At 58.9% G+C, this 23,842-nt stretch carries 24 protein-coding genes; 9 read left to right on the top strand and 15 right to left on the bottom strand.

All coding sequences use genetic code 11. From position 1 onward, the window contains the following. Window positions 1–22: 22 nt before the first annotated feature. Window positions 23–319, bottom strand: coding sequence for a YicS family protein (locus tag IAE27_RS12500; RefSeq protein ID WP_224250553.1), 297 nt, complete (start codon window positions 317–319; stop codon window positions 23–25). 210 nt (window positions 320–529) lie between these two features. Between IAE27_RS12500 and IAE27_RS12495 the strand changes: the two genes are divergently transcribed. Continuing rightward, window positions 530–1,492 carry an Rpn family recombination-promoting nuclease/putative transposase gene (locus IAE27_RS12495; RefSeq protein WP_070556540.1) on the top strand — a complete coding sequence of 321 codons (963 nt, stop codon included), beginning with the start codon at window positions 530–532 and terminating at the stop codon, window positions 1,490–1,492. A gap of 3 nt (window positions 1,493–1,495) precedes the next feature. On the opposite strand, the gene IAE27_RS12490 is transcribed toward IAE27_RS12495, so the two are convergent. The 9 genes from IAE27_RS12490 to IAE27_RS12450 form a co-directional block, all read right to left on the bottom strand. Then, window positions 1,496–2,398 (bottom strand): DMT family transporter, encoded by a 903-nt coding sequence (locus IAE27_RS12490; RefSeq protein WP_004107039.1) that lies wholly within the window; start codon window positions 2,396–2,398, stop codon window positions 1,496–1,498. 149 nt (window positions 2,399–2,547) lie between these two features. Beyond that, window positions 2,548–2,856, bottom strand: a complete 309-nt coding sequence (locus IAE27_RS12485; RefSeq protein ID WP_064344021.1) for a CcdB family protein — start codon at window positions 2,854–2,856, stop codon at window positions 2,548–2,550. 2 nt (window positions 2,857–2,858) lie between these two features. Then, window positions 2,859–3,095, bottom strand: coding sequence for a type II toxin-antitoxin system CcdA family antitoxin (locus IAE27_RS12480; protein WP_064344020.1), 237 nt, complete (start codon window positions 3,093–3,095; stop codon window positions 2,859–2,861). Between the two features lie 105 nt (window positions 3,096–3,200). Then, window positions 3,201–4,634, bottom strand: a complete 1,434-nt coding sequence (gene murP, locus IAE27_RS12475) for a PTS N-acetylmuramic acid transporter subunit IIBC (protein ID WP_200092492.1) — start codon at window positions 4,632–4,634, stop codon at window positions 3,201–3,203. A 24-nt stretch (window positions 4,635–4,658) separates the two neighbouring features. Then, on the bottom strand, window positions 4,659–5,561 hold the full coding sequence (murQ, locus tag IAE27_RS12470) for an N-acetylmuramic acid 6-phosphate etherase (RefSeq protein WP_134883454.1): 903 nt from the start codon (window positions 5,559–5,561) through the stop codon (window positions 4,659–4,661). Between the two features lie 161 nt (window positions 5,562–5,722). After that, the gene (locus IAE27_RS12465) at window positions 5,723–6,889 is read right to left on the bottom strand and encodes a multidrug effflux MFS transporter (RefSeq protein ID WP_004107034.1); all 1,167 of its coding nucleotides are present in this window, start codon (window positions 6,887–6,889) and stop codon (window positions 5,723–5,725) included. A 50-nt stretch (window positions 6,890–6,939) separates the two neighbouring features. Further along, complete coding sequence (locus tag IAE27_RS12460; protein WP_004107033.1) at window positions 6,940–8,304, bottom strand: efflux transporter outer membrane subunit; 1,365 nt, start codon at window positions 8,302–8,304, stop codon at window positions 6,940–6,942. A gap of 3 nt (window positions 8,305–8,307) precedes the next feature. Beyond that, on the bottom strand, window positions 8,308–11,415 hold the full coding sequence (gene eefB, locus IAE27_RS12455; protein WP_070556469.1) for a multidrug efflux RND transporter permease subunit EefB: 3,108 nt from the start codon (window positions 11,413–11,415) through the stop codon (window positions 8,308–8,310). Next, the gene (locus IAE27_RS12450; protein ID WP_004107028.1) at window positions 11,415–12,539 is read right to left on the bottom strand and encodes an efflux RND transporter periplasmic adaptor subunit; all 1,125 of its coding nucleotides are present in this window, start codon (window positions 12,537–12,539) and stop codon (window positions 11,415–11,417) included. Before IAE27_RS12450 ends, eefB begins: the two co-directional genes overlap by 1 nt. Before the next feature lie 452 nt (window positions 12,540–12,991). On the opposite strand from IAE27_RS12450, the gene IAE27_RS12445 reads away from it, so the two are divergent. Then, complete coding sequence (locus IAE27_RS12445) at window positions 12,992–13,408, top strand: GNAT family N-acetyltransferase (RefSeq protein ID WP_070556465.1); 417 nt, start codon at window positions 12,992–12,994, stop codon at window positions 13,406–13,408. A gap of 178 nt (window positions 13,409–13,586) precedes the next feature. On the opposite strand, the gene IAE27_RS12440 is transcribed toward IAE27_RS12445, so the two are convergent. Further along, window positions 13,587–14,234, bottom strand: a complete 648-nt coding sequence (locus IAE27_RS12440) for a TetR/AcrR family transcriptional regulator (protein ID WP_004107023.1) — start codon at window positions 14,232–14,234, stop codon at window positions 13,587–13,589. 80 nt (window positions 14,235–14,314) lie between these two features. On the opposite strand from IAE27_RS12440, the gene IAE27_RS12435 reads away from it, so the two are divergent. Continuing rightward, window positions 14,315–15,811 carry an MDR family MFS transporter gene (locus IAE27_RS12435; RefSeq protein WP_016809975.1) on the top strand — a complete coding sequence of 499 codons (1,497 nt, stop codon included), beginning with the start codon at window positions 14,315–14,317 and terminating at the stop codon, window positions 15,809–15,811. On the opposite strand, the gene IAE27_RS12430 is transcribed toward IAE27_RS12435, so the two are convergent. Beyond that, window positions 15,808–16,722 carry a LysR family transcriptional regulator gene (locus tag IAE27_RS12430; protein ID WP_004116538.1) on the bottom strand — a complete coding sequence of 305 codons (915 nt, stop codon included), beginning with the start codon at window positions 16,720–16,722 and terminating at the stop codon, window positions 15,808–15,810. The genes IAE27_RS12435 and IAE27_RS12430 overlap by 4 nt on opposite strands. A 102-nt stretch (window positions 16,723–16,824) precedes the next feature. Between IAE27_RS12430 and IAE27_RS12425 the strand changes: the two genes are divergently transcribed. The 4 genes from IAE27_RS12425 to IAE27_RS12410 all read left to right on the top strand — a co-directional run bounded on the left by IAE27_RS12425 (window position 16,825) and on the right by IAE27_RS12410 (window position 19,871). Further along, window positions 16,825–17,451: a pyridoxamine 5'-phosphate oxidase family protein gene (locus IAE27_RS12425; protein WP_004116533.1), complete on the top strand. Its 627-nt coding sequence runs from the start codon at window positions 16,825–16,827 to the stop codon at window positions 17,449–17,451. Beyond that, complete coding sequence (locus IAE27_RS12420; protein WP_004107014.1) at window positions 17,451–17,921, top strand: DUF1348 family protein; 471 nt, start codon at window positions 17,451–17,453, stop codon at window positions 17,919–17,921. Before IAE27_RS12425 ends, IAE27_RS12420 begins: the two co-directional genes overlap by 1 nt. Before the next feature lie 255 nt (window positions 17,922–18,176). Next, window positions 18,177–18,986, top strand: a complete 810-nt coding sequence (nlpA, locus tag IAE27_RS12415) for a lipoprotein NlpA (protein ID WP_017145214.1) — start codon at window positions 18,177–18,179, stop codon at window positions 18,984–18,986. Window positions 18,987–19,010: 24 nt separating this feature from the next. Next, a complete protein-coding gene (locus IAE27_RS12410) occupies window positions 19,011–19,871 on the top strand; it encodes a DMT family transporter (protein WP_004116528.1) in 861 nt (286 codons plus the stop codon). On the opposite strand, the gene IAE27_RS12405 is transcribed toward IAE27_RS12410, so the two are convergent. Further along, window positions 19,863–20,417 (bottom strand): NUDIX hydrolase, encoded by a 555-nt coding sequence (locus IAE27_RS12405; RefSeq protein ID WP_004116525.1) that lies wholly within the window; start codon window positions 20,415–20,417, stop codon window positions 19,863–19,865. The two genes, IAE27_RS12410 and IAE27_RS12405, sit on opposite strands and share 9 nt — an antisense overlap. Before the next feature lie 169 nt (window positions 20,418–20,586). Between IAE27_RS12405 and IAE27_RS12400 the strand changes: the two genes are divergently transcribed. Together IAE27_RS12400 and IAE27_RS12395 are read left to right on the top strand one after the other, a co-directional pair. After that, a complete protein-coding gene (locus tag IAE27_RS12400) occupies window positions 20,587–21,366 on the top strand; it encodes an MBL fold metallo-hydrolase (RefSeq protein ID WP_070556463.1) in 780 nt (259 codons plus the stop codon). Window positions 21,367–21,380: 14 nt separating this feature from the next. Continuing rightward, window positions 21,381–22,334: a GlxA family transcriptional regulator gene (locus tag IAE27_RS12395; protein WP_032729147.1), complete on the top strand. Its 954-nt coding sequence runs from the start codon at window positions 21,381–21,383 to the stop codon at window positions 22,332–22,334. On the opposite strand, the gene IAE27_RS12390 is transcribed toward IAE27_RS12395, so the two are convergent. Together IAE27_RS12390 and IAE27_RS12385 are read right to left on the bottom strand one after the other, a co-directional pair. Then, the gene (locus IAE27_RS12390) at window positions 22,331–23,380 is read right to left on the bottom strand and encodes an NAD(P)-dependent alcohol dehydrogenase (protein ID WP_004107002.1); all 1,050 of its coding nucleotides are present in this window, start codon (window positions 23,378–23,380) and stop codon (window positions 22,331–22,333) included. The genes IAE27_RS12395 and IAE27_RS12390 overlap by 4 nt on opposite strands. Before the next feature lie 158 nt (window positions 23,381–23,538). Next, window positions 23,539–23,841, bottom strand: coding sequence for a putative quinol monooxygenase (locus tag IAE27_RS12385; protein WP_049127699.1), 303 nt, complete (start codon window positions 23,839–23,841; stop codon window positions 23,539–23,541). Window position 23,842 lies beyond the last annotated feature (1 nt).

Here is a 23,842-nt window from a genome sequence, read left to right as displayed (position 1 = left end):
GGCGTCCAACCCGCCGCCGGAATCAGGGCGTTGGGCACTGAATGCCGCTAATGGCCTTCTGATAAGCGGCGCTGTTGTTTTTATCCAGCGCCCGCGTCGCGCTTTGTACGGCGGTCTTATTTTCCGCTGATTCCAGCACGCGGTTAGCAAACTGCGTATCATCCAGCGCGCTGCTGGCAGGGCAGTTTTTCCTCACATCCTTCACGATCTGCTGCTTCTGCTGTTCAAACTTCAGTCCGGAGAGCGGCGCGGCTGTGGCCAGATGGGGTAGCATCAGGCTGGCTGCCAGCGAAAGCGCAATACTCATTCTCTTCATCATGGATATCCTTATTTTTATTAAAGGGTTTTTCTAACTATAGACACATTCCCGAAATAACCATTTTGCGTGCCGGTTTCCGCAAAAATGCATCCGTTTCAGCCGCTGAAATTTATCTTCCGTACCGGCAAGCAAAGCCGCAGATGCGCAGATGCCCCCCTTTCTTTTGATGGATATATTTCTGCCATTGCGTTTCAGGGATGGCGGAGAATGATGAAAAAAGGAACCTCCTCGACGCCGCACGACGCGGTTTTTAAGCAGTTTTTATCGCATCCCGAGTGCGCCAGGGATTTTATCGACATTCATCTTCCCGCGTCGCTGCGCCAGCTATGCGATCTGCAAACGCTCAGGCTGGAGTCAGGCAGCTTTATTGAAGCGAATTTACGCGCCAGCTACTCCGACGTGCTGTGGTCGCTAAAAACCAGCGGCGGTGATGGCTATATCTACGTGGTGATTGAACACCAGAGCACGCCGGATGCGCATATGGCATTCAGGCTGATGCGCTACGCGCTGGCGGCGATGCAGCGTCATCTGGATGCCGGGCATAAAACGCTGCCGCTGGTGGTGCCGATGCTGTTTTATCACGGCGCGAAAAGCCCTTATCCCTTCTCGCTTTGCTGGCTGGATGAGTTTACCGATACGCAGACAGCGCGACGACTTTATGCCGCCGCTTTCCCACTGGTGGATATTACGGTGGTGCCGGATGACGACATTATGCAGCACCGGCGTGTAGCGTTGCTGGAGCTGATTCAAAAGCATATTCGCCAGCGCGATTTACTTGGCCTGGTGGAGCGATTAGCAGAGCTGTTGGTTAAAGGTTGCGCTAATGACAGCCAGTTGAAAGCGCTGTTTAATTACATGCTGCAGTGTGGTGATGCGCCTCATTTTGGTGAATTTCTTCACGAGGTCGAGCGGCGCGTTCCTCAACATAAGGAGGTACTCATGACGATTGCGGAAAGGCTACGGCAGGAAGGGAGACAAGAAGGCAAGTTGGAGGGCAAGTTAGAGGGCAAGTTAGAAGGTAAACAAGAGGGTAGACAAGAAGAAGCGTTGCGTATTGCTCGTTCATGTCTGGAACAGGGATTTGAGCGCGAGCTGGTGCAGGTGGTTTGTGAGCTGTCGGATGACGATCTGAAGATGCTGCAAACTCAGGTCGCAGCATCTCCGGCCAGATAATTGTCAGCCTGTTTTCACCCGCCGCCGCGAATCCATGGCGATCAGCACCACCGACGAGAGAATCAGCAGCGTGCCCAGCCAGTCCGGCAGGCTAAAGGTAATGCCGAGCAGCAGCAGCGAGAGCAGGGCGCTACTCAGCGGCTCCGCGCAGCTGAGGATCCCCGCCTTCGCGCCGCCAATCTTCTGCGCGCCGTTCAGGTAGAGGCTGAATGTCAGCGAGGTGCCAATAACCACCAGGTAGAAAAAGGCCAGCAGCAGGCCGCCGGTCACCACAAAATGGTTGCCCTGTCCGGCGTAGAATGGCAGCAGCATGGCGCCGCCGAGCAGCATGCTCCAGCCGACAATCGGCAGGGTGCCGTAGCGGGCAATCAGCGTCGATGGATATGTCGTGTAGAACGCGGCGGCAAATGCCGAAGCAATCCCCCAGAACAGCGCTGCGGGAGAAATCGACAGCGTTGTCGGATTGCCGTGGGTCACCAGCAGAAATGTGCCCGCCAGCGAGGTACCGATGGCCGCCAGCACCAGCGGACTGGGGCGCGTTTTGCGGGCGATGGCAAACCACGCAACGATAATTGTCGGTGACAGGAACTGCAGCACCGTCGCGGTGGCGGCGTTTGATTTCTCGATGGTCATCAGAAAGGTGTACTGCACGGTGAGCGCCCCGAACAGCGAAAAAATCAGCAAACTGATAGCGTCCTGGCGATTTTGCAGGACGCGGAAAATTTTATCGCCGTGAACGAACGAGAGCATCAGAAGAATCAGACCGGCGAACAGCAGGCGCGTCATGGTCAGAAACGGCGATGACATCTGACTTTGCTGCATAATATATTGCGCGCAGACGCCGGAACTGCCCCACAGCACGGCGGCGATCAGTACGTTAAGCATCCCTTTTTTGCTGGAGCCCATCTTTCCCTCAGGTGAAATATCGCAAAGGGGGCATCATAGCATGAGCGCGTCCCGGTAGCGGGGCAGGAAATGGTAGTGGGAGTATTTGCGTGCCCCTTGCGGCGGAAGACCGTTGGGTTTGGCGATCTGACGCGTAAGCTGGTAGCGAGTTAGATCCCGTCGAAAAGAAAATCCATTGAAGCTTTAACGACTTCGCGCTGGTGATTCAGATTACAAACCTCTTCACCCAGAACACGATGTGGGATGCTGGCGAGTTCGTGAGTCATCACGACGTATTCTTCCCCTTCTACGGTGACAAGCGGTGTTAAACGATCGGCGCGTGGACCTTTATAGTTTTTCAGTGGAAACAGTGGAATCACAACCCGAGTATTGCGCTCGCCGATAATGTCACTCTGTACATCAAGGAGGTAAGGATACGCAGCAATTCGACCTGTATTCTTATAAACGTAATACTGCATATTTAGAACGTCCTGTATTCATCAGAGAGAAGTCCATTTTCCTCAGTTAAATTATTGAGGTAGTCGATTGCCAGGGCATTTTCTTTTTGCCAGCGGGCTATTTCGAGGCTGTGGATTTCGCTTTTTAGAGCGTTAGTCAACGTTAGAGACAGATTGATGCCGACCTCACGAGCCTGTTTGACCAGGCCAGGGTCCAGTGTCACGCTGACGTTCTGCTTATTGCGTTTTGCGGCTGGCATAGGGAATCTCCTGTGTAATCTACACGTGTAGATTACACAGAAATAAATAAACCCGCCATTCGGCGGGTTAAAAAACATTCAATTTTTATGCGCCGGGCGCACGTCTTAGCTTAAATCAACGTTTTTACTGCCGAACAGCCAGGTGAGGGCAAATCCGCAGAGATAAGAGACCGCCAGCCCGGCGGCATACACCGCCATACCGGCGTAGATCCCGCTGCCGGAGGTCATCAGCGGCAGCGCCACCAGCCCGGACGGGCCAAATACCGTATTCAGGCCAACCGGCAGCCCCATCCAGGCGATGAGCCCGAGAAAGAAACCGCCGCAAGCGCCGCCGAGACAGGCGGTGATAAACGGCTTCATACGCGGCAGCGTGACGCCGTAAATCAGCGGTTCGCCGATACCGAGGAAGCCGGGGATAATTGCCCCTTTAATCTGCGTGCGCAGCAGAGAACCGTGCTTCGCCCGCCAGAAAAGCGCCAGCGCCGCGCCAACCTGTCCGGCCCCGGCCATGGCCAGTATCGGAAACAGCGAGTTAAACCCCTGCGCATCCACCAGCGCGAAATAGACCGGCACGAAGCCCTGATGGACGCCGAATATCACCGCCAGCAGGAACAGGCCGGCCAAAACCGCAGATCCGAACGGGTTACCGTTAAGGTGCAAAAACAGCCATGACATCCCGGTAAACAGCCAGCCGCCGATCGGCATAATAACGGTAAACGTTATCGCGCCCATGATCAGCAGCGTCACCGCCGAGGTGAGGATCATATCGAGGTTGGCAGGCATGAAGCGTCGCACCTGCTTCTCCACCCACGCGCCGATAATCGAGGCGATCAGTACGCCGATAATATTGCCGCGCGGGTCAATACCGTGGCCGAAGAAGGTCGAAATTCCGGAATAGAAGCCGCTGGTGGCTTCCGGGTTATAGCCGAGGACAAACAGCGCAGCGATGATCGCTCCGTTGACTCCGGAGCCGCCGAAAGCTTTCTGGGCGTTATAGCCGATCAGGATGCTCAGGAAGGTAAACATTCCCTTGCTGAACACCTTCATGTAGCCGATCAGCGCCAGCAGCGTCGCATTCGGATGCGCGTTTTCAAGGACGAATATCTGCTCCGCCAAAGTGGCGAACCCCAGCAGCAGGCCGACGGCGATAAAACCGGGAATGAGTGGGGTGAAAATAGTAGCGAATTTCGCGAGGAATTTTTGAATGCCGCTGGTTTGCTTGCTCTTCAGCGCCTGTTTCTTTTCGGCGGCGACGTCGGCCAGCGATGGCGCCTCCGCCGGCGCGTCTTCCAGTAACGCGTTCATCATTTCCGCCGCGCTTTGCGCCTTGCCGGGCCCAAGGACGACCTGGAACTGTTCATCGCTAACGATAACTCCCATCACGCCGTCAATCTGACGGATGGCGGCGCTGTCGGCCCGTGATTCATCGCGTAGGGTCAGGCGCAGCCGGGTCATACAGTTGCCCGCCTGCGCGACATTCCCGGCTCCGCCCACGTGCTGCAGGATCCGCGCTATCATCTCTTTATTTATTTTCGCCATTGCAGATTCCCCGTGAGTCAGCGGTCAGGAGTGGCTCAGCGCCTTGCGGATATAGCCGTTATTTTTTGCCAGCAGCGCCTGAGCCTCCGCGGCGCTTAAATCAGCCAGCACCATCACAATCGCCGTTTTGCAGTGGCGATCGCAGGCTTCCAGCGCGCTCTGGGCGGTAGCGCGATCGCATTCGGTCGCTTCCATGACGATGGACACCTGGCGCTCGATAAGCTTGGCGTTGGTCGCTTCAACGTCCACCATCAGATTGCTGTAAACCTTGCCGATGCGAATCATCGCCCCGGTGGAAATCATATTCAGCACCAGCTTCTGCGCGGTGCCCGCCTTCAGGCGCGTTGAGCCGGTCACCACTTCCGGACCCACGACCGGCGTAATGGCGACGTCCGCCAGTTGGGCCATTTCGCCGTGCGGGTTACAGCTGACGATGGCGACAAAAGCGCTCTGGCTATGGGCATACTCCATCGCGCCGATGACGTACGGCGTGCGTCCGCTGGCGGCCAGGCCGACCAGTATGTCGCGGCTGCTAAAGTTCAGGTTCTGCAAATCCATCGCCCCTTGGGCTTTGTTGTCTTCGACGTTTTCCACGGCGCTCAGGATCGCTTTATGACCCCCCGCGATAATGCCCACCACCTGCTCCGGTCGGGTACCGAAGGTCGGCGGGCACTCGCTGGCATCAAGGATCCCCAGGCGACCGGAAGTACCCGCGCCAATGTAAATCAGGCGCCCTCCCGCCTGCAGCGCCGCCGCGACGTTATCCACGACCTGGGCAATTTGCGGCAGATAGGGGGTAATGGCGTGGGCCACCTTCCGATCTTCCTGGTTAATCACCGTCAGCATCTCTTCGGTGGAAAGGGTATCAATGTTGACGCTATTGGCGTTGCGGCGCTCGGTCAGCAGTTTGCTCAGGTCGATACTCATAGGAACCTCTTTATTCACAGTGGCGGGCAGTATAAGGAATTAATTATTCCTTTCCTGTGAAGGTTATCACGATTGGTGTTGAAGAAATAATAGGTGATTTCAGCACTGGCGGGAAAGATGGCGGTAATAAAATTGGAATTTTTTATTACCGCCGGAGAAGATTATACCGTGGGCCGCGGCTTTTTCAGGCCAATCAGCAGCGCGGCCAGATAGCAAAGGCTCATCGCGAAACTCATTTTGAGCATCGTTTCGCCGCCGAGTCCGGCCAGCGGCGCGGCAATACCGCCGAACACAAACATCAGCGTGCCCATCAGGGCTGACGCGGTGCCGGATTGACGGGCATTAATGGCATTCATCGCTTCCGCACCGGCGACGGTGCTGATACCGCTCATCATAGAAACGGTAAAAAACAGGCCGACCAGCGCCAGCGTCGGCAGCGGTAGCCAGGCGAAGAGCAGGGTGATGGCGGCAAACGTCACTGCCAGCAGCTGGCCGCCGCGCAGCAGGGCTTCGGCGCTGAAGCGGCGTGCCAGGCGGGAAAAGATCAGCGCCGCGATAATCAGCCCGATGCCGTTTAGGCCGAACAGCAGGCTGAACTGCATCGCGCTCATGGCATATTCGCTCTGGATAACGAACGAAGATGAGCCGATATACGAAAATAGCCCGGCCATCATAAAGGCCTGAATCAGGCAGTAGCGCATAAAGCGGCGGTTTTTCAGTACCGGCGCCTCATCCTGCTGCTGCGTAACCGAGGCGGCGCTTTTAACCGGCAGCGTTTCGTGCAGCACCGTCAGGCTGAGCAGCAGCAAAATAATGCCGATCGCCGCCATCGCCCAGAACAGAATACGCCAGTCGAAGGCGGTGATGATCCAGCCGCCGAGTACCGGTGAAAGCACCGGCGCAATGCCGTTAACGGTCATCAGCAGGGCGAAAAACTGGGTCAGCAGAGTGCCCTGATACTTGTCGCGGGCGATGGAGCGCGACAGCACCGAGCCGCCCGCGCCGGCGAAGCCCTGCAGAAAGCGCCAGGCGATCAGCATATGGATATCGTAGGTTATCGCGCACATCGCCGAGGAGAAGATAAACAGCAGCAGGGAGAGCGCCAGCGGCTTTTTACGGCCAATGCGATCGCTCAGCGGGCCGAAAAACAGCTGCCCAAGGCCGAGACCAATCAGCGCCGCCGTGAGCGACAGCTGGGTCTGCGTGCCAGTGGCGCTGAGCTGCTGGGTGATTTCCGGCAGCGCGGGCAGATAGAAGTCGGTACACAGCGGCCCAATGGCGCTAAGCAAACCGAGAACCACGACCCAGGAGAGAGAAATTCGGGACATATCAACGAGCTCCTTGTCATCAAACCGGGCGTTGCCGCCCGACAAAAGTGTTAGCTGGCGCCGCCTCCCAGCGACTGCCAGAGGGTAATGCGGTTTTCCAGATCGGTCTGCTGGAGGGAGATCAGCGTGGCCTGCGCCGACCACAGCGTTCGCTGGGCGGTCAGCACCGACAGATAATCTCCGACCCCGGCCTGATAGCTCTTCATCGCAATATTCAGCGATTTCTGCTCCGCCGCGACGTATTTATTCTGCGCGTCCAGCTGTTCGCTGAGCGTTTCCCGGCGCGCCAGCGCGTCGGCGACATCCTTAAAGGCGCTCTGAATGGTCTTCTCATAGGTGGCGATCAGACCCTTTTTCTCCGCTTCAGCGTAGCGCAGCTGCGCCAGGTTGCTGCCGCCGGTAAACAGCGGCAGGCTGATGGACGGCGCGAATGACCACACCTGCATGCCGTGGCTGAACAGCGACGAGAGCGAGTCGCTGCCGACCCCGGCGCTGGCGGTCAACGAGATGGACGGGAAGAAGTTGGCCCGCGCCGCGCCGATATCGGCGTTAGCGCTCTTCAGATTATGCTCCGCTTCCTGGATATCCGGGCGGCGCAGCAGTACCGATGAAGAGACGCCCGCCGGCACCAGGGTGATACTACGATCGCCAAGGCTTTCAAGGGTGCCGGGCAGCAGGCTATCCGGCACGGTTTCTCCGGCCAGCAGGTTGAGCGCGTTTTTATCCTGCGCCACCAGCGTGCGGTAGCTGGCGACGCTGGCGCGCGCCTGCTGATAAACGCTTTCCGCATCGCTCAGGTCGCCAGCTGAGGCGGTGCCGACTTCCATCTGGCGGGTGACGATGTTGCGCGAGTTCTCCGCGCTGGCCATGGTTTCCTGCGCCAGCGCCAGATTGCTGTTGTCCGCGGCGAGGGTTATCCACGCGGTGGTCAGATCGGCAATCATCGTCAGACGCGTATTCTGAGCGGTGAATTCGCTGGCAAGCCAGGTTTCCCGCGCCGCGCGCGTCAGGCTTTGGTTCTTACCAAACAGATCCAGCTCGAAGCTGGAAACCGCGCCGTCGGCTTCCGCTGACGAGGTGAGACCGCTGGCCACCGTTTTACTGCGGGTATGGCTCAGCTCGGCGTCGAGGGTCGGAAACAGCGAGGCGCGGGTTTCACCAAACTGGGCGCGCGCGGCTTCGATGTCGGCCAGCGCTTTCTGCACGTCGCGGTTGCTGGTTAACGCGATGTTCACCACTTTTTTGAGGCGGGCGTCATTCACTACCTGCTGCCAGTCGCTGACCACCGCGGTTGCCTCGCCGTGGCTGCCCGGCAGGGTCGCTGGCACAGGCGCGGCCGGGCGCTCATAGTTCGGATCGAGAGAGACGCAGCCCGCCGTCAGGAGCGCAACAAAGACTAAGGTAAAACGAAACATAACTTACTCCTGAGAAGAACGATGGCGGGTGAAGAAGCGTTTCACCAGCACAAAGAACAGCGGCACGAAGAACACCGCCAGCAGCGTCGCGGTCAGGGTTCCGCCGATAATCCCGGTACCGATCGCCACGCGGCTGTTGGCCCCTGCTCCGGTGGCGATCGCCAGCGGCAGCACCCCGGCAATAAACGCCAGCGAGGTCATCACAATAGGTCGTAGGCGGGTCTGCGCGGCGCGCATGGCGGCACGCGACAGGGAATAGCCCTCTTCCACCGCCGATTCGGCGAATTCGACGATCAGGATGGCGTTCTTCGACGACAGGCCGATAGTGGTTAACAGCGCCACCTGGAAGTAAACGTCATTGTTCAGACCGCGCATCCATGCCGCCAGCGCCGCGCCGAGCAGCCCAAGCGGGATCACCATGATCACCGAGAACGGTACCGACCAGCTCTCATACAGCGCCGCGAGGCACAGGAAGACCACCAGAATCGAGATGGCGTAGAGGCTCATCGCCTGGCCGCTGGCGAGTTTTTCCTGCAGCGACATGCCGCTCCATGCCCAGGTGGTACCGGCCGGCAGGTCATTGGCCAGGGCTTCCATCTTGTCCATTGCCGCGCCGGAGCTGAAGCCGCTGGCGTTTTCGCCCTGGATTTCAAAGGCGGCGGAGCCGTTGTAGCGCACCAGGCTCTCCGGGCCGTATTGCCAGTGGGTGGTGGCGAAGGCGGAGAACGGCGTCATGCTGTCATCGCTGCCGCGTACGAACCATTTACCGAGGTCGGACGGCACGGCGCGGGCGTCGCTTTCGCCCTGGATATAGACCTTCTTCACGCGACCGCGATCGATAAAGTCGTTAACGTAGGTCCCCCCCCAGGCGCTGGAAAGAGTATCGGTGACATCGCTTAACGACAGCCCGAGCGACACGGCTTTGTTATTATCGATATCCACCTGCAGCTGCGGCATTTGCGGCAAATCGTTGGCGCGTACCGACTGCAGCTCGGAACTTTGATTCGCCGCGGCCAACAGCTGGCTGCGCATTTTCATCAGACTGTCGCGATCGGTGCCGCCGCTGGCCATCAGTTCGAAGGTGAAACCGTTACTCTGCCCCAGTCCATCTACCGACGGCGGGGTCATGGCGAACAGGGTGGCGTCGCGAATGCTGCCGAGCTCTTTGGTGGCGCGCAGGGCGATGGCCTGAGCGGTATTTTCTTCGCCTTTACGTTCGGACCAGTTTTTCAGCGACACGAAGGCCATCCCGGCGTTTTGTCCGCTGCCGCTAAAGCTAAAGCCGTCAACGGTAAAGATCACGTCGGTATTGGCTTTCTCTTTTGTCAGGAACCAGTCGGTGACCTGGCGGCGAACCTCGGCGGTGCGTACCGCCGTTGCTCCGGCGGGCAGCGTGTACTGGACCATGATTTCGCCCTGATCCTCCGTCGGCAGGAAGCTGCCCGGCAATTTCCACATCGCCAGCGCCATGCCGCCGCAAATCAGGGCAAAAGCGCCCATCATCATCGCCGAGCGACGCAGGCCGCCGACAACACGATGCTGATAGCCCTGCTCGGTGCGTCCCCACAGGCGGTTAAAGGCGCCGAAGAAACCTTTGGTATGCGGTTTCGAATGGCTCAGCAGCGCGCCGCACAGCGCCGGGGTTAAGGTTAAGGCGACCACTACCGAGAGCATCATCGCCGAGATAATGGTCACTGAAAACTGGCGATAAATCACCCCGGTTGAGCCGCCGAAGAAGGCCATCGGCAGAAATACCGCCGAGAGCACCAGGGCAATGGCGATCAGCGCGCCGGAGATTTCACCCATCGATTTTTCGGTGGCTTCGCGGGCGGGCAGCCCCTCGTCGCGCATGATACGCTCGACGTTTTCCACCACCACGATGGCGTCATCCACCAGCAAGCCTATCGCCAGTACCATCGCAAATAGCGTCAGGGTGTTGATCGAGTAGCCGAACAGCGCCAGCACGCCGAAGGTGCCCAGCAGTACGACCGGAACCGCCACCGCCGGGATCAGCGTGGCGCGGAAGTTTTGCAGGAACAGATACATCACGCAGACCACGAGGATTATCGCCTCGAATAGCGTCTGAATCACATCCTCCACCGAGATTTTGATGAACTCGGTGCTGTCTTTCGGGTAAGCGATATCGTAGCCCTGCGGCATCTGGCGCTGGAACTCGGCAATCTTGTTTTTTACCAGCGTCGCGGTATTCAGGGCGTTAGCGCCCGGCGCCATCATTACCGCGATCCCCGCAGCCGGATGGCCGTTAAGATTGGCGGAAGCGGTGTAATCTTCGCTGCCCATTTCAACGCGGGCAACGTCGCTCAGGCGCACCACCGAACCGTCGCTCTTGCTCTTGACGATAATCTCTTTGAACTGGGCGACGGTTTGCAGCCGCGACTGAGCGCGTACCGTGGCGGTCAGCTGCTGCGCGTTGGAGGCGGGTAGCGCGCCGATTTTACCGGCGGACACCTGTACGTTCTGCGCCTCTATAGCCGATTGCACATCGGATGGCATCAGCGAATAGGAGGCCAGTTTGGTCGGGTCCATCCAGATGCGCATGGCGTATTCGGCGCCGAACACCTGCAGACTGCCGACGCCTTCTATACGCGCCATCGGATCCTGCATGTTGCTGACCAGCCAGTCGGAGATATCGGAGCTGGTGGCTTTATTGTTTTTGTCATACACCGCGAGGATCAGCAGGAAGCTGCTCTGCGATTTCTCCACCGTTACGCCAGACTGCTGAACTTCGCTCGGCAGACGGGATTCCGCCTGCTGCACTTTGTTCTGCACCTGAACCTGGGCGGTATCCGGATCGGTACCCTGCTCGAACGTGACGGTAATGCTGACCGAGCCGTCGGAGCTGCTGGTGGATGTAAAGTAGAGCAGGTTATCCAGTCCGGTGAGCTGCTGCTCAATCACCTGGGTGACGCTGTTTTCCAGGGTTTCCGCAGAGGCCCCGGTGTAGGTGGCGGAGATTTTTATCGCCGGCGGCGCGACGTCAGGATACTGGGCGACAGGCAAGGTGCGGATAGCCAGAATCCCGGCGAGCATAATCAGAATGGCGATAACCCAGGCGAAGACCGGGCGTCGCACAAAGAAGCGGGAAAACATCAGGCGTTGCCTCCGTCATTTTTGACTTCGGCGGCTTTGACCTGCTGGCCAGGCGCCACTTTGCCGGTCCCTTCGACAATCAGCCGGTCGCCGCTCTTCAGACCGTTGACGATCAGCCATTTGTCGCCGTAGGTTTCGCCGGTTTCCACGCTGCGCTGTTCAACCTTGTTATTAGCATCAACCACCAGCGCGGTGGCATCGCCTTTGGCATCGCGGGTAATGCCCTGCTGCGGGGCGAGGATCGCATCGTTCATAATGCCTTCGTCTATGCGGGCGCGAACGAACATGCCGGGCAGTAGCACATGCTGCGGATTGGGGAAGACCGCGCGCAGCGTGACCGAACCGGTCGATTCATCTACCGCCACTTCGGTCAGCGCCAGGCGACCTTTTTCGCTGTAGGTGCTGCCATCTTCAAGGGTCAGGGTCACGTTGAGCGTATCGCTGTTGCTCGCCAGGCTTTGCTTACGCAGACGCAGCAGATCGACGCTGGATCGGGTGAGATCGACGTACATCGTATCCAGGCCGCGTATCGTCGCCAGCGCGGTGTCCTGATCGGCGGATACCAGCGCCCCCGGCGTGACGGATGAGATCCCGATGCGCCCGGCAATCGGCGCGGTCACGGTGGTCCAGTTCAGGTTGATACGCGCGCTTTCCAGCGCCGCTTTTTTCGACTCGACGCTGGCTTTATCCTGATTACAGGTCGCTATTGCGTCATCGGCGTCCTGACGGGAGACGCCGTTATCTTTGACCAGCACCGCGTAGCGCTGGGCTTTTTGACAGTCGGCGGTCACCAGCGCCTGGGCCTGTTTCAGCGATGCGGCGGCTTCGTTAAACGTCGCTCGATAGCTTGACGGGTCGATTTGGTACAGCGCCTGTCCGGCTTTGACCATATCGCCTTCGGTAAACAGGCGTTTTTGTACGATCCCGCCCACCTGCGGGCGAACTTCAGCGCTAAGCGAGGCGGTGGTGCGTCCGGTCAGGCTGCTTACCACCGGGACAGGTTGCCCCTGCAGAGTGACGACGCCGACTTCCGGCGTCATCTGCTGCGGGGAGGAGGTTTGCGCATTATCGCACCCGCTAAGGAGAAATAATGCTGCTGCGATGGGGGCTATAGTGTATTTCATTATATTTTCTCAGGATGAACGACGTCCGCCCCGCAAATTCACTGGCGGGGTGATGGGCCGGGCGATGATGCATCTCCGGGCAAGCACAAATAACAAAGTGGGAAATAAATATTCCTGTTTGCAGTAAATAACTCGGTGAATACCGCTATTGATTGCGCGGTTTTTCCGAGATTTTCCTGTGCGGCGAATACGGCATCAGACGGCGGTTACAGGCTCTGAACCGAGTAGTCATGCCTGCTACAGGCTATTTATCACGGGTTTCTCCATGGTTTAAGATGATGAGAATGATCGTTCTCATTTTTTCCATTATACGTCTGAACCGAATGATGGGAAGATTTTTTACACAAAATTTAGTGCAGGGAATTTAGTCAGGAAATAATGGAGAAAAAAAGGATATTTTGTGAAAGTAGGGTGGTGAATGGTCTGTGAAAAATAAAAAATGGAGATAATCAATGGCATTAATAATAACAGAGAACATTAATCCTACCGATCAAGAAGAGCTGCTGGCGGGCCTGCGGGAATACAATTTGCGCTTTCTCGACCCGGCTCAGTTCGGCGAGCTGGGCGTTTATTTACGCGATGAAGCTGGCGCGATGCGCGGCGGGTTGATTGCCAAACGCAAAGGCAGCTGGCTGTGCATTGAGTATTTGTGGGTCAGCGAAGCTTCGCGCGGCAGCGGCCTGGGCAGCGAGCTGATGTATGAAGCGGAATCTCAGGCGCGGTCGCGTGGCTGCAGCCATATGCTGGTGGATACGTTCAGCTTTCAGGCGCTGCCGTTTTATCAGAAGCTGGGCTATCAGCTGCAGATGTCGCTGCCGGATTTTCCGCACGCGGGTATGCAGCGCCATTATTTATCGAAAGTCTTGTAAATCTGGCTTCAGGAGACCATCCCGGAGGCGGCGCTGTGCGCCTGTCCGGGCTACCCAATTGCAGACGGCTGTGAACCGGGTTAAATCCCCCGGATGGCGGCTGCGCTTATCCGCGCTACTCAACCGCAGACGGTTATAAACCTGTAGCCCGGCTAAGCGCAGCGCGAGCCGGGGGGAATTAGCCGCCGATGCCATTGTCTGTCAACGCCAGGGCATGGCTGACAATCATCTCCCGGTCTACCGATTTTAACCGCGGATCGGTGTGGGTGCGGGAGAACGGCACCAGCACCAGGCTTATCAGAGTGGTAAACAGCAGCTCCGGGGAGAGCGCCGGATTAAGCTTGCCCTCCCGCTGCCAGCGGCGCACCGTCTCCAGCATCTTATGATACTTCTCATCGCCAAAACGCGCGTGCATATGCTGGCGCAGCACCGGCATCTCGCCGATGATCTCCTGCATCCACAGCGGCGCGAACCACGCATTTTTCTCCGCCATGGTCGCCAGGGTTTTAATGAGCAACGTAAAAGCGGTGACCGGATCGTCGCCGTGCGCGACAAAAATCTGTCCGATCTCGCTGCGTAGCGGCATAAAGCGCTCCTCAACCAGCTTTTCCACCAGCGCTTCGCGCGAGCTGAAGTAGTAGTGCAGCATCGCGGGCGTCACCCCCGCCTCTTTAGCAATGGCGTTCAGCGAAATTCGGGCGATCCCGTGGCGCGCAAACAGCGCCAGGGCAATATCCATCAGCTGTTCGCGGTTGGCGGAGCCGGATTTTTGCCCGCGCGGACGACCGGGGCGACGCGGCGCTTCGTTGTCTTTTTGTGCTGACATCTTGTGGCGATCCCTTGACCAGATTCATCATTTCCCTAAATATTAATTATGCATTTAATTAATTTCAAGCGAGTGATGCTATGACATCTGAAGTCGCCACCCAACCGGCGGTACCCTCGATCCGCCTGCTCTTCAGCGCCCTGCTGCTGGTGATGCTGCTCTCGGCGCTGGATCAGACTATCGTCTCCACCGCGCTGCCGACCATCGTCGGTGAACTTGGCGGGCTGGATAAGCTTTCCTGGGTGGTCACCGCCTATATCCTGAGTTCGACCATCGCGGTGCCGCTGTACGGCAAATTTGGCGATCTGTTCGGGCGCAAAATTGTCCTGCAGGTGGCGATTGTACTGTTTCTTGCCGGTTCCGTTCTTTGCGGGTTGGCGCAAAATATGACCCAACTGGTGCTGATGCGCGGCCTGCAGGGGCTGGGCGGCGGCGGCCTGATGGTGATCAGTATGGCGGCGGTGGCTGACGTTATCCCTCCCGCCAGACGCGGCCGCTATCAGGGGCTGTTTGGCGGCGTCTTTGGCCTGGCGACGGTCATCGGGCCGTTAATTGGCGGCTTCCTGGTGCAGCACGCCTCCTGGCGGTGGATTTTTTATATCAACCTGCCGCTGGGGCTGTTTGCGCTGCTGGTGATCGGTGCGGTTTTTCACAGCAGCAACAAACGCAGCCAGCATCAGATCGACTGGCTGGGAGCGATCTATCTCAGCATGGCGCTGCTGTGCATCATCCTGTTTACCTCCGAGGGCGGCAGCGTCCGCGCGTGGAGCGACCCGCAGCTGTGGTGCATCCTGGCGTTTGGTCTGGTCGGGATTGTTGGCTTTATTCATGAAGAGCGGCTGGCCAGCGAGCCGATTATTCCGCTCTCCTTGTTCCGCAACCGCAGCTTTTTGCTGTGCAGCCTGATTGGCTTTGTTATCGGCATGGCGCTGTTTGGCTCGGTGACCTTTCTGCCGCTCTATTTACAGGTGGTCAAAGAGGCGACGCCGACCGAGGCGGGCCTGCAGCTAATTCCGCTGATGGGTGGCCTGCTGCTGACGTCAATCATCAGCGGCCGCATTATCAGCCGCACCGGCAAGTATCGCCTTTTTCCGATTATCGGCACTCTGCTGGGGGTCATCGGCATGGTGCTGCTGACGCGCATCACTATTCACTCCGCGATGTGGCAGTTGTACCTGTTTACCGGGGTGCTGGGGGCGGGCCTGGGGCTGGTGATGCAGGTGCTGGTGCTGGCGGTGCAGAACGCGATGCCCGCGCAGATGTACGGCGTGGCGACCTCCGGGGTCACGCTGTTTCGATCGATTGGCGGTTCCATCGGCGTGGCGCTATTTGGAGCGGTGTTTACGCATGTGCTGCAAAGCAATCTCCAGCGCCTGCTGCCGGAAGGCGCGCAGCTGCCGAGGGCGCTGAACCCGGCGGCGGTGCAGAATCTTCCGGCGGAGATTCGCCTCGATTACCTGGATGCCTTCGGGTCCGCTATTCATGCAGCGTTTCTGATGGCCGCCTGCATTATGGCGGTAGCGTTCGCGCTCTCCTGGTTCCTGAAAGAAGCGCCGTTAAAAACCACCGCAGGCTAGACGGCGGCGGCAATACGTAACAGCGCCTGGCGCAGTGCCGGTGTGGCAAAATCGATAAATTTACGCAGCTTGAGCGGAGCCAGATCCCGGGAGGTGTACAGCAGGTGCACCGGCACAGGTTCCGGCTCCGTCGCTTGCAGGATCATCCGTAATTCGCCGCGGGCCAGGCCATCGATCGCCTGGTAATGCAGCAGTCGGGCCACGCCGACTCCCTGGCGGGCAGCCTCGGCGGCGCTCTCCGGCGTGGTCAGTGACAGCACCGGCTGCACTAGCACCAGCCGGTCCTCCGCCTCTTCGGCGTGAAAGCGCCAGCCGCGGTAAGGCATCGGTGATTCAATACCAATGATTGGTAGCGCGGCCAGCTCGCGCGGGCGTTGTGGTATGCCGTGTTTTTCCAACAAAGCCGGGTGGGCGCAGGTCACGATGCGCATCTCGCCCAGCCGGGTGGCCACCATCCCGCTGTCCGGTAGCGGGCCGATACGTACCGCTAAGTCAATATGGTCGCCCACCAGGTCGGCATTGCGGTCGCTGAGCAGCAAACGGACGCGAATCTGCGGGTAACGAGCGAGAAAACGGGCGACTATCGGTAAAACATGCAGGCGCCCAAACATGGTTGGGGCTGAGAGAACCAGTTCGCCTTTTGGCTCCTGATATTCACCCGCCGCCTGGCGCTCGGCGCGCTCTACCTCTTCCAGAATGCGCCGCGCGGCGGCGACATAATCGACGCCGGCATCGGTCAGCGTCAGCTTGCGCGTAGTGCGGATCATCAGGCGTACGCCGAGGGTATTTTCCAGTTCGCCAATCTGGCGACTGACGGTAGTCAGGGGCATATTCAGCGCCCGCGCAGCCGCCGACATACTGCCGAGTTCGGTCACTTTTACCAGCAGCGCCATCGCGCTAAGTCGGTCCATAATTATCCCGTTTTACGGAAAGATGATTGTCATATTCCCACTATTATCTTTTCTGCCAGCACAGTCCATGATGAGTTACGCCGCAACGCATCGGGAGGATCTATGCCAGCAGAATTTCTTGATATCGCCATGACGCCGGACGTAATGGATGTCCAGCATGAAATGGGCAGCGATGAGCTGTGGCAGGCGCCGCATCGCCAGCGCCGGGGTGAGCGCTTCGGCGCCAGCGAGGAGGCGATGATTGTCACCCGCGACAGCTTCTATCTGGCCACCCTTTCGCAAACCGGCTGGCCCTATGTTCAGCATCGCGGCGGTCCGGTGGGCTTTGTGCATCTGCTGGATGAAACCACCCTGGCGATGGCGGATTTTTCCGGTAATCGCCAGTACATCACCACCGGCAACCTGCGCGGCAGCAATCGAGCCTGTCTGTTTTTGATGGATTACCCGCGGCGTGCCAGGCTGAAAATCTACGCCACCGTAGAGGTTGTGGCGGTGGATGCCGACCCGCAGCTGCTGGCGCGGGTGGCCCCGGAGAACTATCGGGCCCGGATTGAGCGCATTTATCGTTTCCGCTTACAGGCTTTTGACTGGAACTGCCCGCAGCATATTACCCCGCGCTACACCGCCCGACAGGTGGCGGAGTATAGCCAGACGCTGCAACAGCGTATTGACGAGCTGGAGCGGGAAAATCAGCGTCTGCAGCAGCGTATTCATACAGGAGATTCATGATGACCGAACAACGTCCGCCTCTGCCGCCGTTCACCCGCGAGAGCGCCGCGCAAAAAGTCCGAGCCGCTGAAGATGGCTGGAACAGCCGCGATGCCGCTAAGGTCGCGCTGGCCTATACCGTCGATAGCGAATGGCGTAACCGCAGCGAATTTGTTCACGGCAGAACGCAGATTATCGACTTCCTGCAGCGCAAATGGCGTAAAGAGCAGGAGTACCGGCTGATTAAGGAGCTGTGGGCGTGGAACGATAATCGTATTGCGGTACGCTTTGCCTATGAGTGGCACGACGACAGCGGCAACTGGTTTCGTTCATACGGCAACGAAAACTGGGAGTTTGATCGGCACGGCCTGATGCAGACGCGCTACGCCTGCATCAACGATCTGCCGATAACCGAAAGCGAGCGTCTGTTTCACTGGCCCCAGGGCCGTCGTCCGGACGATCACCCGGGGCTGAGTGAGCTGGGGCTGTAAGGCGCTATTCTGCGGAACGAGCCTCACCGTTAAAGAGATCCCCGGAGGCGGCGCTGCGCACCTGTCCGGGCTACTCGATTGCAGCCGGCGGTGAATCCGTAGCCCGGGCAGGCGCATCGCGCTGCCCCCGGGAGAAAGGGGAAGATGATTTTATTTCCGGTTGCGGTTTTTGCGTTTAAAACCTCCCCACAAAGTCGTTATAGTTTCAGACGAAAAAATAATAACGATCTTCTATGGACTGACGGGGTGATAACAATGAAATTGCGTTTACGGACAGCCGCCGCCGTGGTGCTGGCGGGCCTGCTGCTGGCGGGCTGCGACCAGAAGGGCAGCGATGCGAAACACATTAAAGTCGGCGTGATTAACGGCGCGGAACAGGATGTGGCGGAAGTAGCGAAGAAAGTGGCCAAAGAGAAATATGGCCTCGACGTTGAGCTGGTGGGTTTTAGCGGCTCGCTGCTGCCCAATGAGTCCACCAACGCCGGCGATCTGGACGCCAACGTCTTCCAGCATCGCCCGTTCCTCGAACAGGATAATAAAGCCCACAACTATCACCTGGTAGCGGTAGGCAACACCTTCGTCTTCCCGATGGCAGGCTACTCGCGCAAAATTAAATCCGTCACCGAGCTGAAAGACGGCGCGACGATTGCCATACCGAACGACCCGACCAACCTGGGCCGCGCGCTGCTTCTGCTCCAGCAGGAAAAGCTGATTACCCTCAAAGCGGGCACCGGCCTGCTGCCGACGGCGGTCGATATCACCGACAACCCGCATAACCTGAAAATAATGGAACTGGAAGGGGCGCAACTGCCGCGCGTTATCGACGACCCGAAGGTCGACGTAGCGATCATCAGCACCACCTACCTGCAGCAAACGGGCCTTTCCCCGGTGCGCGACGGTATCTTTATTGAAGATAAAAACTCGCCCTATGTGAACATCATCGTGACCCGCGAAGACAACAAAGACGCGGAAAACGTCAAAGCGTTTATCCACTCCTACCAGTCGCCGGAAGTGGCGAAAGCGGCAGAGACGATCTTTAACGGCGGCGCGGTGCCCGGCTGGTAATCACTCACACAAGGAGACGTGGCGATGACCCGGCAACGCCAGGCTGATTTGCTGCTCATAGCCGCGACGGTTATCGCCGCCTGCGGATGGATTTTTTCCCGGGAAGCGATTGCCGGTATGCCGGTTTTCGCTTTCCTCGGTCTGCGCTTTTTCTTCGCCGCGCTGCTGCTGCTGCCTTTCTGCCGCGGCTTTCGCGTCGGCAGGGAGCACTGGCCGCGCATTATAATCAGCGGTCTGTGGTTTGCCTTAAACCTGTGCCTGTGGATCTACTCGGTATCGACGACCCCGTCGCTGGGCGAAGGGGCGTTTATCATGAGCCTGTCGATGCTGTTCGTGCCGCTTACCGCCTGGGTGATGATGAAGGCGAGGCCGGCGCGGGCCTACTGGGAGTGCCTGCCGATAGCGGTTGTCGGTCTCGGCTTGCTCAGCCTGCATATGCCGATTGCGTTTCACCCCAGCCAGGGTTGGTTTCTGCTGACCGCGCTGGTGCAGTCGATCTGGTTTTGCTACACCAGCAAAAGCGCCCGCGAGGTGCCGCTAATCCCGCTGACCACCGTGCAGCTCGGCATTACCGGGATTGTTGGACTGGGGGTCTCCGCCGCCGTCGAAAGCTGGGATCAGCCGTTTACGCTGCCGACCTTCGGCTGGCTGCTCGCCAGTATCGTTATCGCCACCAGCCTGCGCTTCGGCCTGCAAATGAAGGGGCAGAAGTACGCGGCGGTCGCCAGCGCGGCGATAATTATGGTGCTGGAGCCGCTGCTGACGGTGATTGCCGCGGCGCTGTGGTACGGCGAACAGCTACCGCTGCAGAAAATTATCGGCGGCCTGCTGATCCTCGTCGCTCAGCTATGGTTCCGCTGGCGAATGCTGAAGCCGCTACGCTAAACCGGTACGCCGCTGCGCCATCAGATGCAGCAGCGGCACCAGCGATAGCCCGTCCGGCATATCGCCGCGGGCGATCATCTGGCCTATCTCTTCGAGGGTAAACCAGCCCGTTTCCATCACTTCGTCCTGATCTTCATCCATTCCCACCCAGGCCAAATCGCGGGCCAGCCAGGTAATAAACAGCTGATCGCTGCTGCCGTAGGAGGGGTTATAGCGGATAATTTCTTCAGCGTGCTGCGCCTGCCAGCCGGTCTCTTCTCGCAGTTCCCGCAGGGCCGCCTCGCGCGGGTCTTCGCCTTCATCGACGCCGCCGGAAGGAATTGCCCATACCACCCGATCGATCAGGTAACGGTAGTGGCGAATCAGCAGCACTTTGTCATCCTGCATCGCCACAATCCCTACCGCCGGGTGCGGGTAGTGAATAGAGTAAAAATCCCGCCGATCGCCGGGCGCCATATCAATCCCAACCTTGCGCATACTGAACCACGGACAATGCGCCAGAACTTCGGCATCATGCAGGTCGTCTGAGGTGAGTTTCTTCTTCATCGTCGCCACTGTTTCTGAAAAATAAGCCTTCAGCACACCATAGCCGGGCGGCGATGGCAACCGTCGCAGATTGGCCCGATTTCATCGTTCATTGCCCAAACGCCCATATTGCGCCAGGCTTGTGGGACGTACGATGTTCAGCAGATGACCGCGAAGAGGAATGAACATCATGAAAATCACCCATGTGCGTAATGCCACCCAGCTTATTGATTATGCGGGTAAAAAGTTTCTCATTGACCCGATGCTTTCTGCCAAAGACGCCTGGGCGGGCTTTGCCGGTACCGCGCGCAGCGAGTTGCGTAACCCGCTGGTGGACCTGCCTTTTTCCATCGAAGCGATCGTTGACGTGGATGCCGTGATTGTTACCCACACCCATCAGGATCACTGGGACGAAGCGGCGATCGCCGCGATCCCCAAAACCCTGCCGGTTTACGTCCAGCATGAGGCCGACGCTCAGCTACTGCGTGGGCAGGGCTTTCGCGATATTCGTCTGCTCTCTGAGGACAGCGCGTTTGCTGACGTTGCGCTGGTAAAAACCACCTCGGGCCAGCACGGCAGCGACCGCACCTATGCGGTGCCGGCAATGGCCGAGCGCCTGGGCGAAGCCTGCGGCGTGGTGCTGCGCCATCCGCAGGAGAAAACCCTGTGGCTGGTGGGGGACTCTATCTGGCGCGATGAAGTGGAAGCCGACATGCTCAGGCTGCGCCCTGAGGTGGTGGTGCTGAATGCCGGGTATGCGCACGTCATCGGTTTTGGGCCGATCATCATGGGCAAAGAGGATGTGCTGAAGGCGCACTTCACCCTACCGGATGCCAAAATCGTCGCCAGCCATATGGAAGCGGTGAACCACTGTCTGCTGAGCCGCGATGAGCTGCGCCAGTACGTGGCTGACAATCAGATTGCCGGGGCGGTCAGCATCCCGCAGGATGGGGAAAGTATGGTCTTTTAGAAGCGGAGCGGGCGATGAAACTGACGGAAGTGGCGATTGTGGCGGTGGACGGGTTTAGTCCGTTTCACTACTCGGTGCCCTGTATGCTGTTTGGCGATACGGTCTCGGAAACCAAACGCTTTAACCTGCATATTTGCGCCGAACACCCCGGGCTGCTGAACGCTCGCGATGGCTTTGCGCTGAACGCCAGCGGCGATTTTTCCACTCTGGAGCAGGCGGATATTGTGGTGGTGCCTTACTGGGGGGCGGTGAATCAGCGTCCACCGCAGCCGCTGCTTGACGGCCTGGTTCGCGCGCGTAACAACGGTGCGCAGATCGTCGGCCTGTGTCTCGGGGCGTTTGTGCTCGGCTACGCCGGGCTGCTGGATGGCAGGCGTGCGGCGACCCACTGGGAGTTCGAGCAGGATTTTCAGCACCTGTTTCCGCAGGTGCGGCTGGATATCAATGCGCTGTACGTTGACGATGAGGGGATCATCACCTCGGCGGGCACCGCGGCGGCGCTCGACTGCTGCCTGTATCTCATTCGCCAGCGCTTCGGCAGCCTTGCCGCCAATCAGATCGCCCGGCGGATGATCGTCCCGCCGCACCGGGAGGGAGGACAGGCGCAGTTTATCGCTCAGCCGGTACCGAAAAACACCCGCGACGCGCGGATAAACGGCCTGCTTGAGTATCTTCAGCAGCATATCCGCGAATCGCATAATCTCGATTCGCTGGCGCAGGTGGCGGCGATGAGCCGCCGTACCCTGACCCGCCATTTCGCCAAAGCGACCGGTATGGGCATTGCCGACTGGCTGGCCGCCGAGCGCCTGCGGCGCAGCCAGATCCTGCTGGAGGCCGGGGATTTACCCGTTGGGCAGGTGGCGGAGGAAGTGGGCTATCGCTCCGCCGTAACCTGGCGTCAACAGTTTAAAGCGCGTTTTGGCGTCAGCCCGGTGGAGTGGCGGCGCACCTTTCGTCGCCGGGCTTAACCGCCGAGGGTGGCGCTGTCGATGACGAAACGGTATTTCACGTCGCCTTTAATCATCCGCTCCCAGGCCTCGTTAATCTGGTCGCCGCGAATCAGCTCAATATCGGCGACGATGCCGTGCTCGGCGCAGAAATCGAGCATCTCCTGAGTTTCCGGGATGCCGCCGATCATCGATCCGGCAATTGACCGGCGGCGGAAGATCAGATTAAACACTTCCGGCGAGGGATGCGGCGTGGCGGGCGCGCCCACCAGCGTCATGGTGCCGTCGCGTTTGAGCAGCGTGGTGAAGGCATCGAGGTTATGCGGCGCCGCCACGGTGTTAAGTATAAAGTCGAAGCTTTTCAGATGGGCGGCCATTTCGTTTTCGTTGCGCGAGACCACCACTTCGTCCGCGCCCAGCTCTCGCGCCGCGTCACGCTTGGATTCCGAGGTAGTAAAGGCCACCACGTGGGCCCCCATGGCGTGGGCCAGCTTGATGCCCATATGCCCCAGCCCGCCGATGCCCACGATGCCGACTTTTTTGCCCGGCCCAACGTTCCAGTGGCGAAGCGGCGAGTAGGTCGTGATACCCGCGCACAGCAGCGGCGCGACGGCGGCCAGCTGTTCTTTGGGATGGGATATGCGCAGCACGTAGCGCTGATGAACAACGATCTGCTGGGAGTAACCGCCGAGCGTGTGGCCGGGCGCATCCTGCGTCGGGCCGTTATAGGTGAGCACCATATGATCACAGTAGTTTTCCAGCCCGTCCCGGCACTCCTCGCACTCTTTACAGCTATCGACCATACAGCCGACGCCCACCAAATCGCCAACGGCGTGACCGGAGACGCGGCTGCCCACGGCGGTCACCCGGCCGACGATTTCATGACCCGGCACGCAGGGATAGAGCGTCCCTGCCCACTCGGAGCGCGCCTGGTGCACATCCGAGTGGCAGACGCCGCAATAATCAATGGCGATCTGCACATCGTCCGGCCCCGGCTCGCGGCGGGTGATGGCCATAGATCCCAACGGCTGGCTGGCCGAATTCGTTCCAATAGCGTTGATTTGCATAGCAAAACCTCTTCTACATAATGGCGTTGAATAAAACGGAGGGGGAGAACGTTTTTTGAGCGGCAGGATCAAGCGTAGCCTGGTTGAGGCGCGATGGGAGGGGGAGAGCTCAAAGGATTAAAGATGGGCTCACCCCCGCAAACGGAGTGCAGAAAATATCAGGGCGCGACGGGCGTCAGATAATCCAGCCGCAGCGGCCCGGCAAGCAGGCTATCCATCTGCGCAATAAAAGCCTGGAAGTGCGGCAGGGCGATATGCGCGTCCAGAGCCTCCTGATTGCGCCAGGATTCGCGCATATAGAACGTATCCGGCGCATCGCGCAGCTGAAACAGGGCGTAATCAAGATTGCCCGGCTCCTGACGCGTGGGCAACAGGAGCGCCCGCAGGGCCTGGCGCAGCGCGTCGTTGTGGCACGGTTTTGCCGTCAGCACCGCGATAAATGAAATCGCCTCGCCGCTCATC

This window comes from Klebsiella sp. S69 (genome assembly GCF_016516145.1).
Taxonomy (GTDB): Bacteria; Pseudomonadota; Gammaproteobacteria; order Enterobacterales; family Enterobacteriaceae; genus Klebsiella; species Klebsiella oxytoca.
The sequence above is the reverse complement of the archived record's forward strand: the minus strand, read 5'-3'. Positions and strand labels throughout refer to the sequence as shown.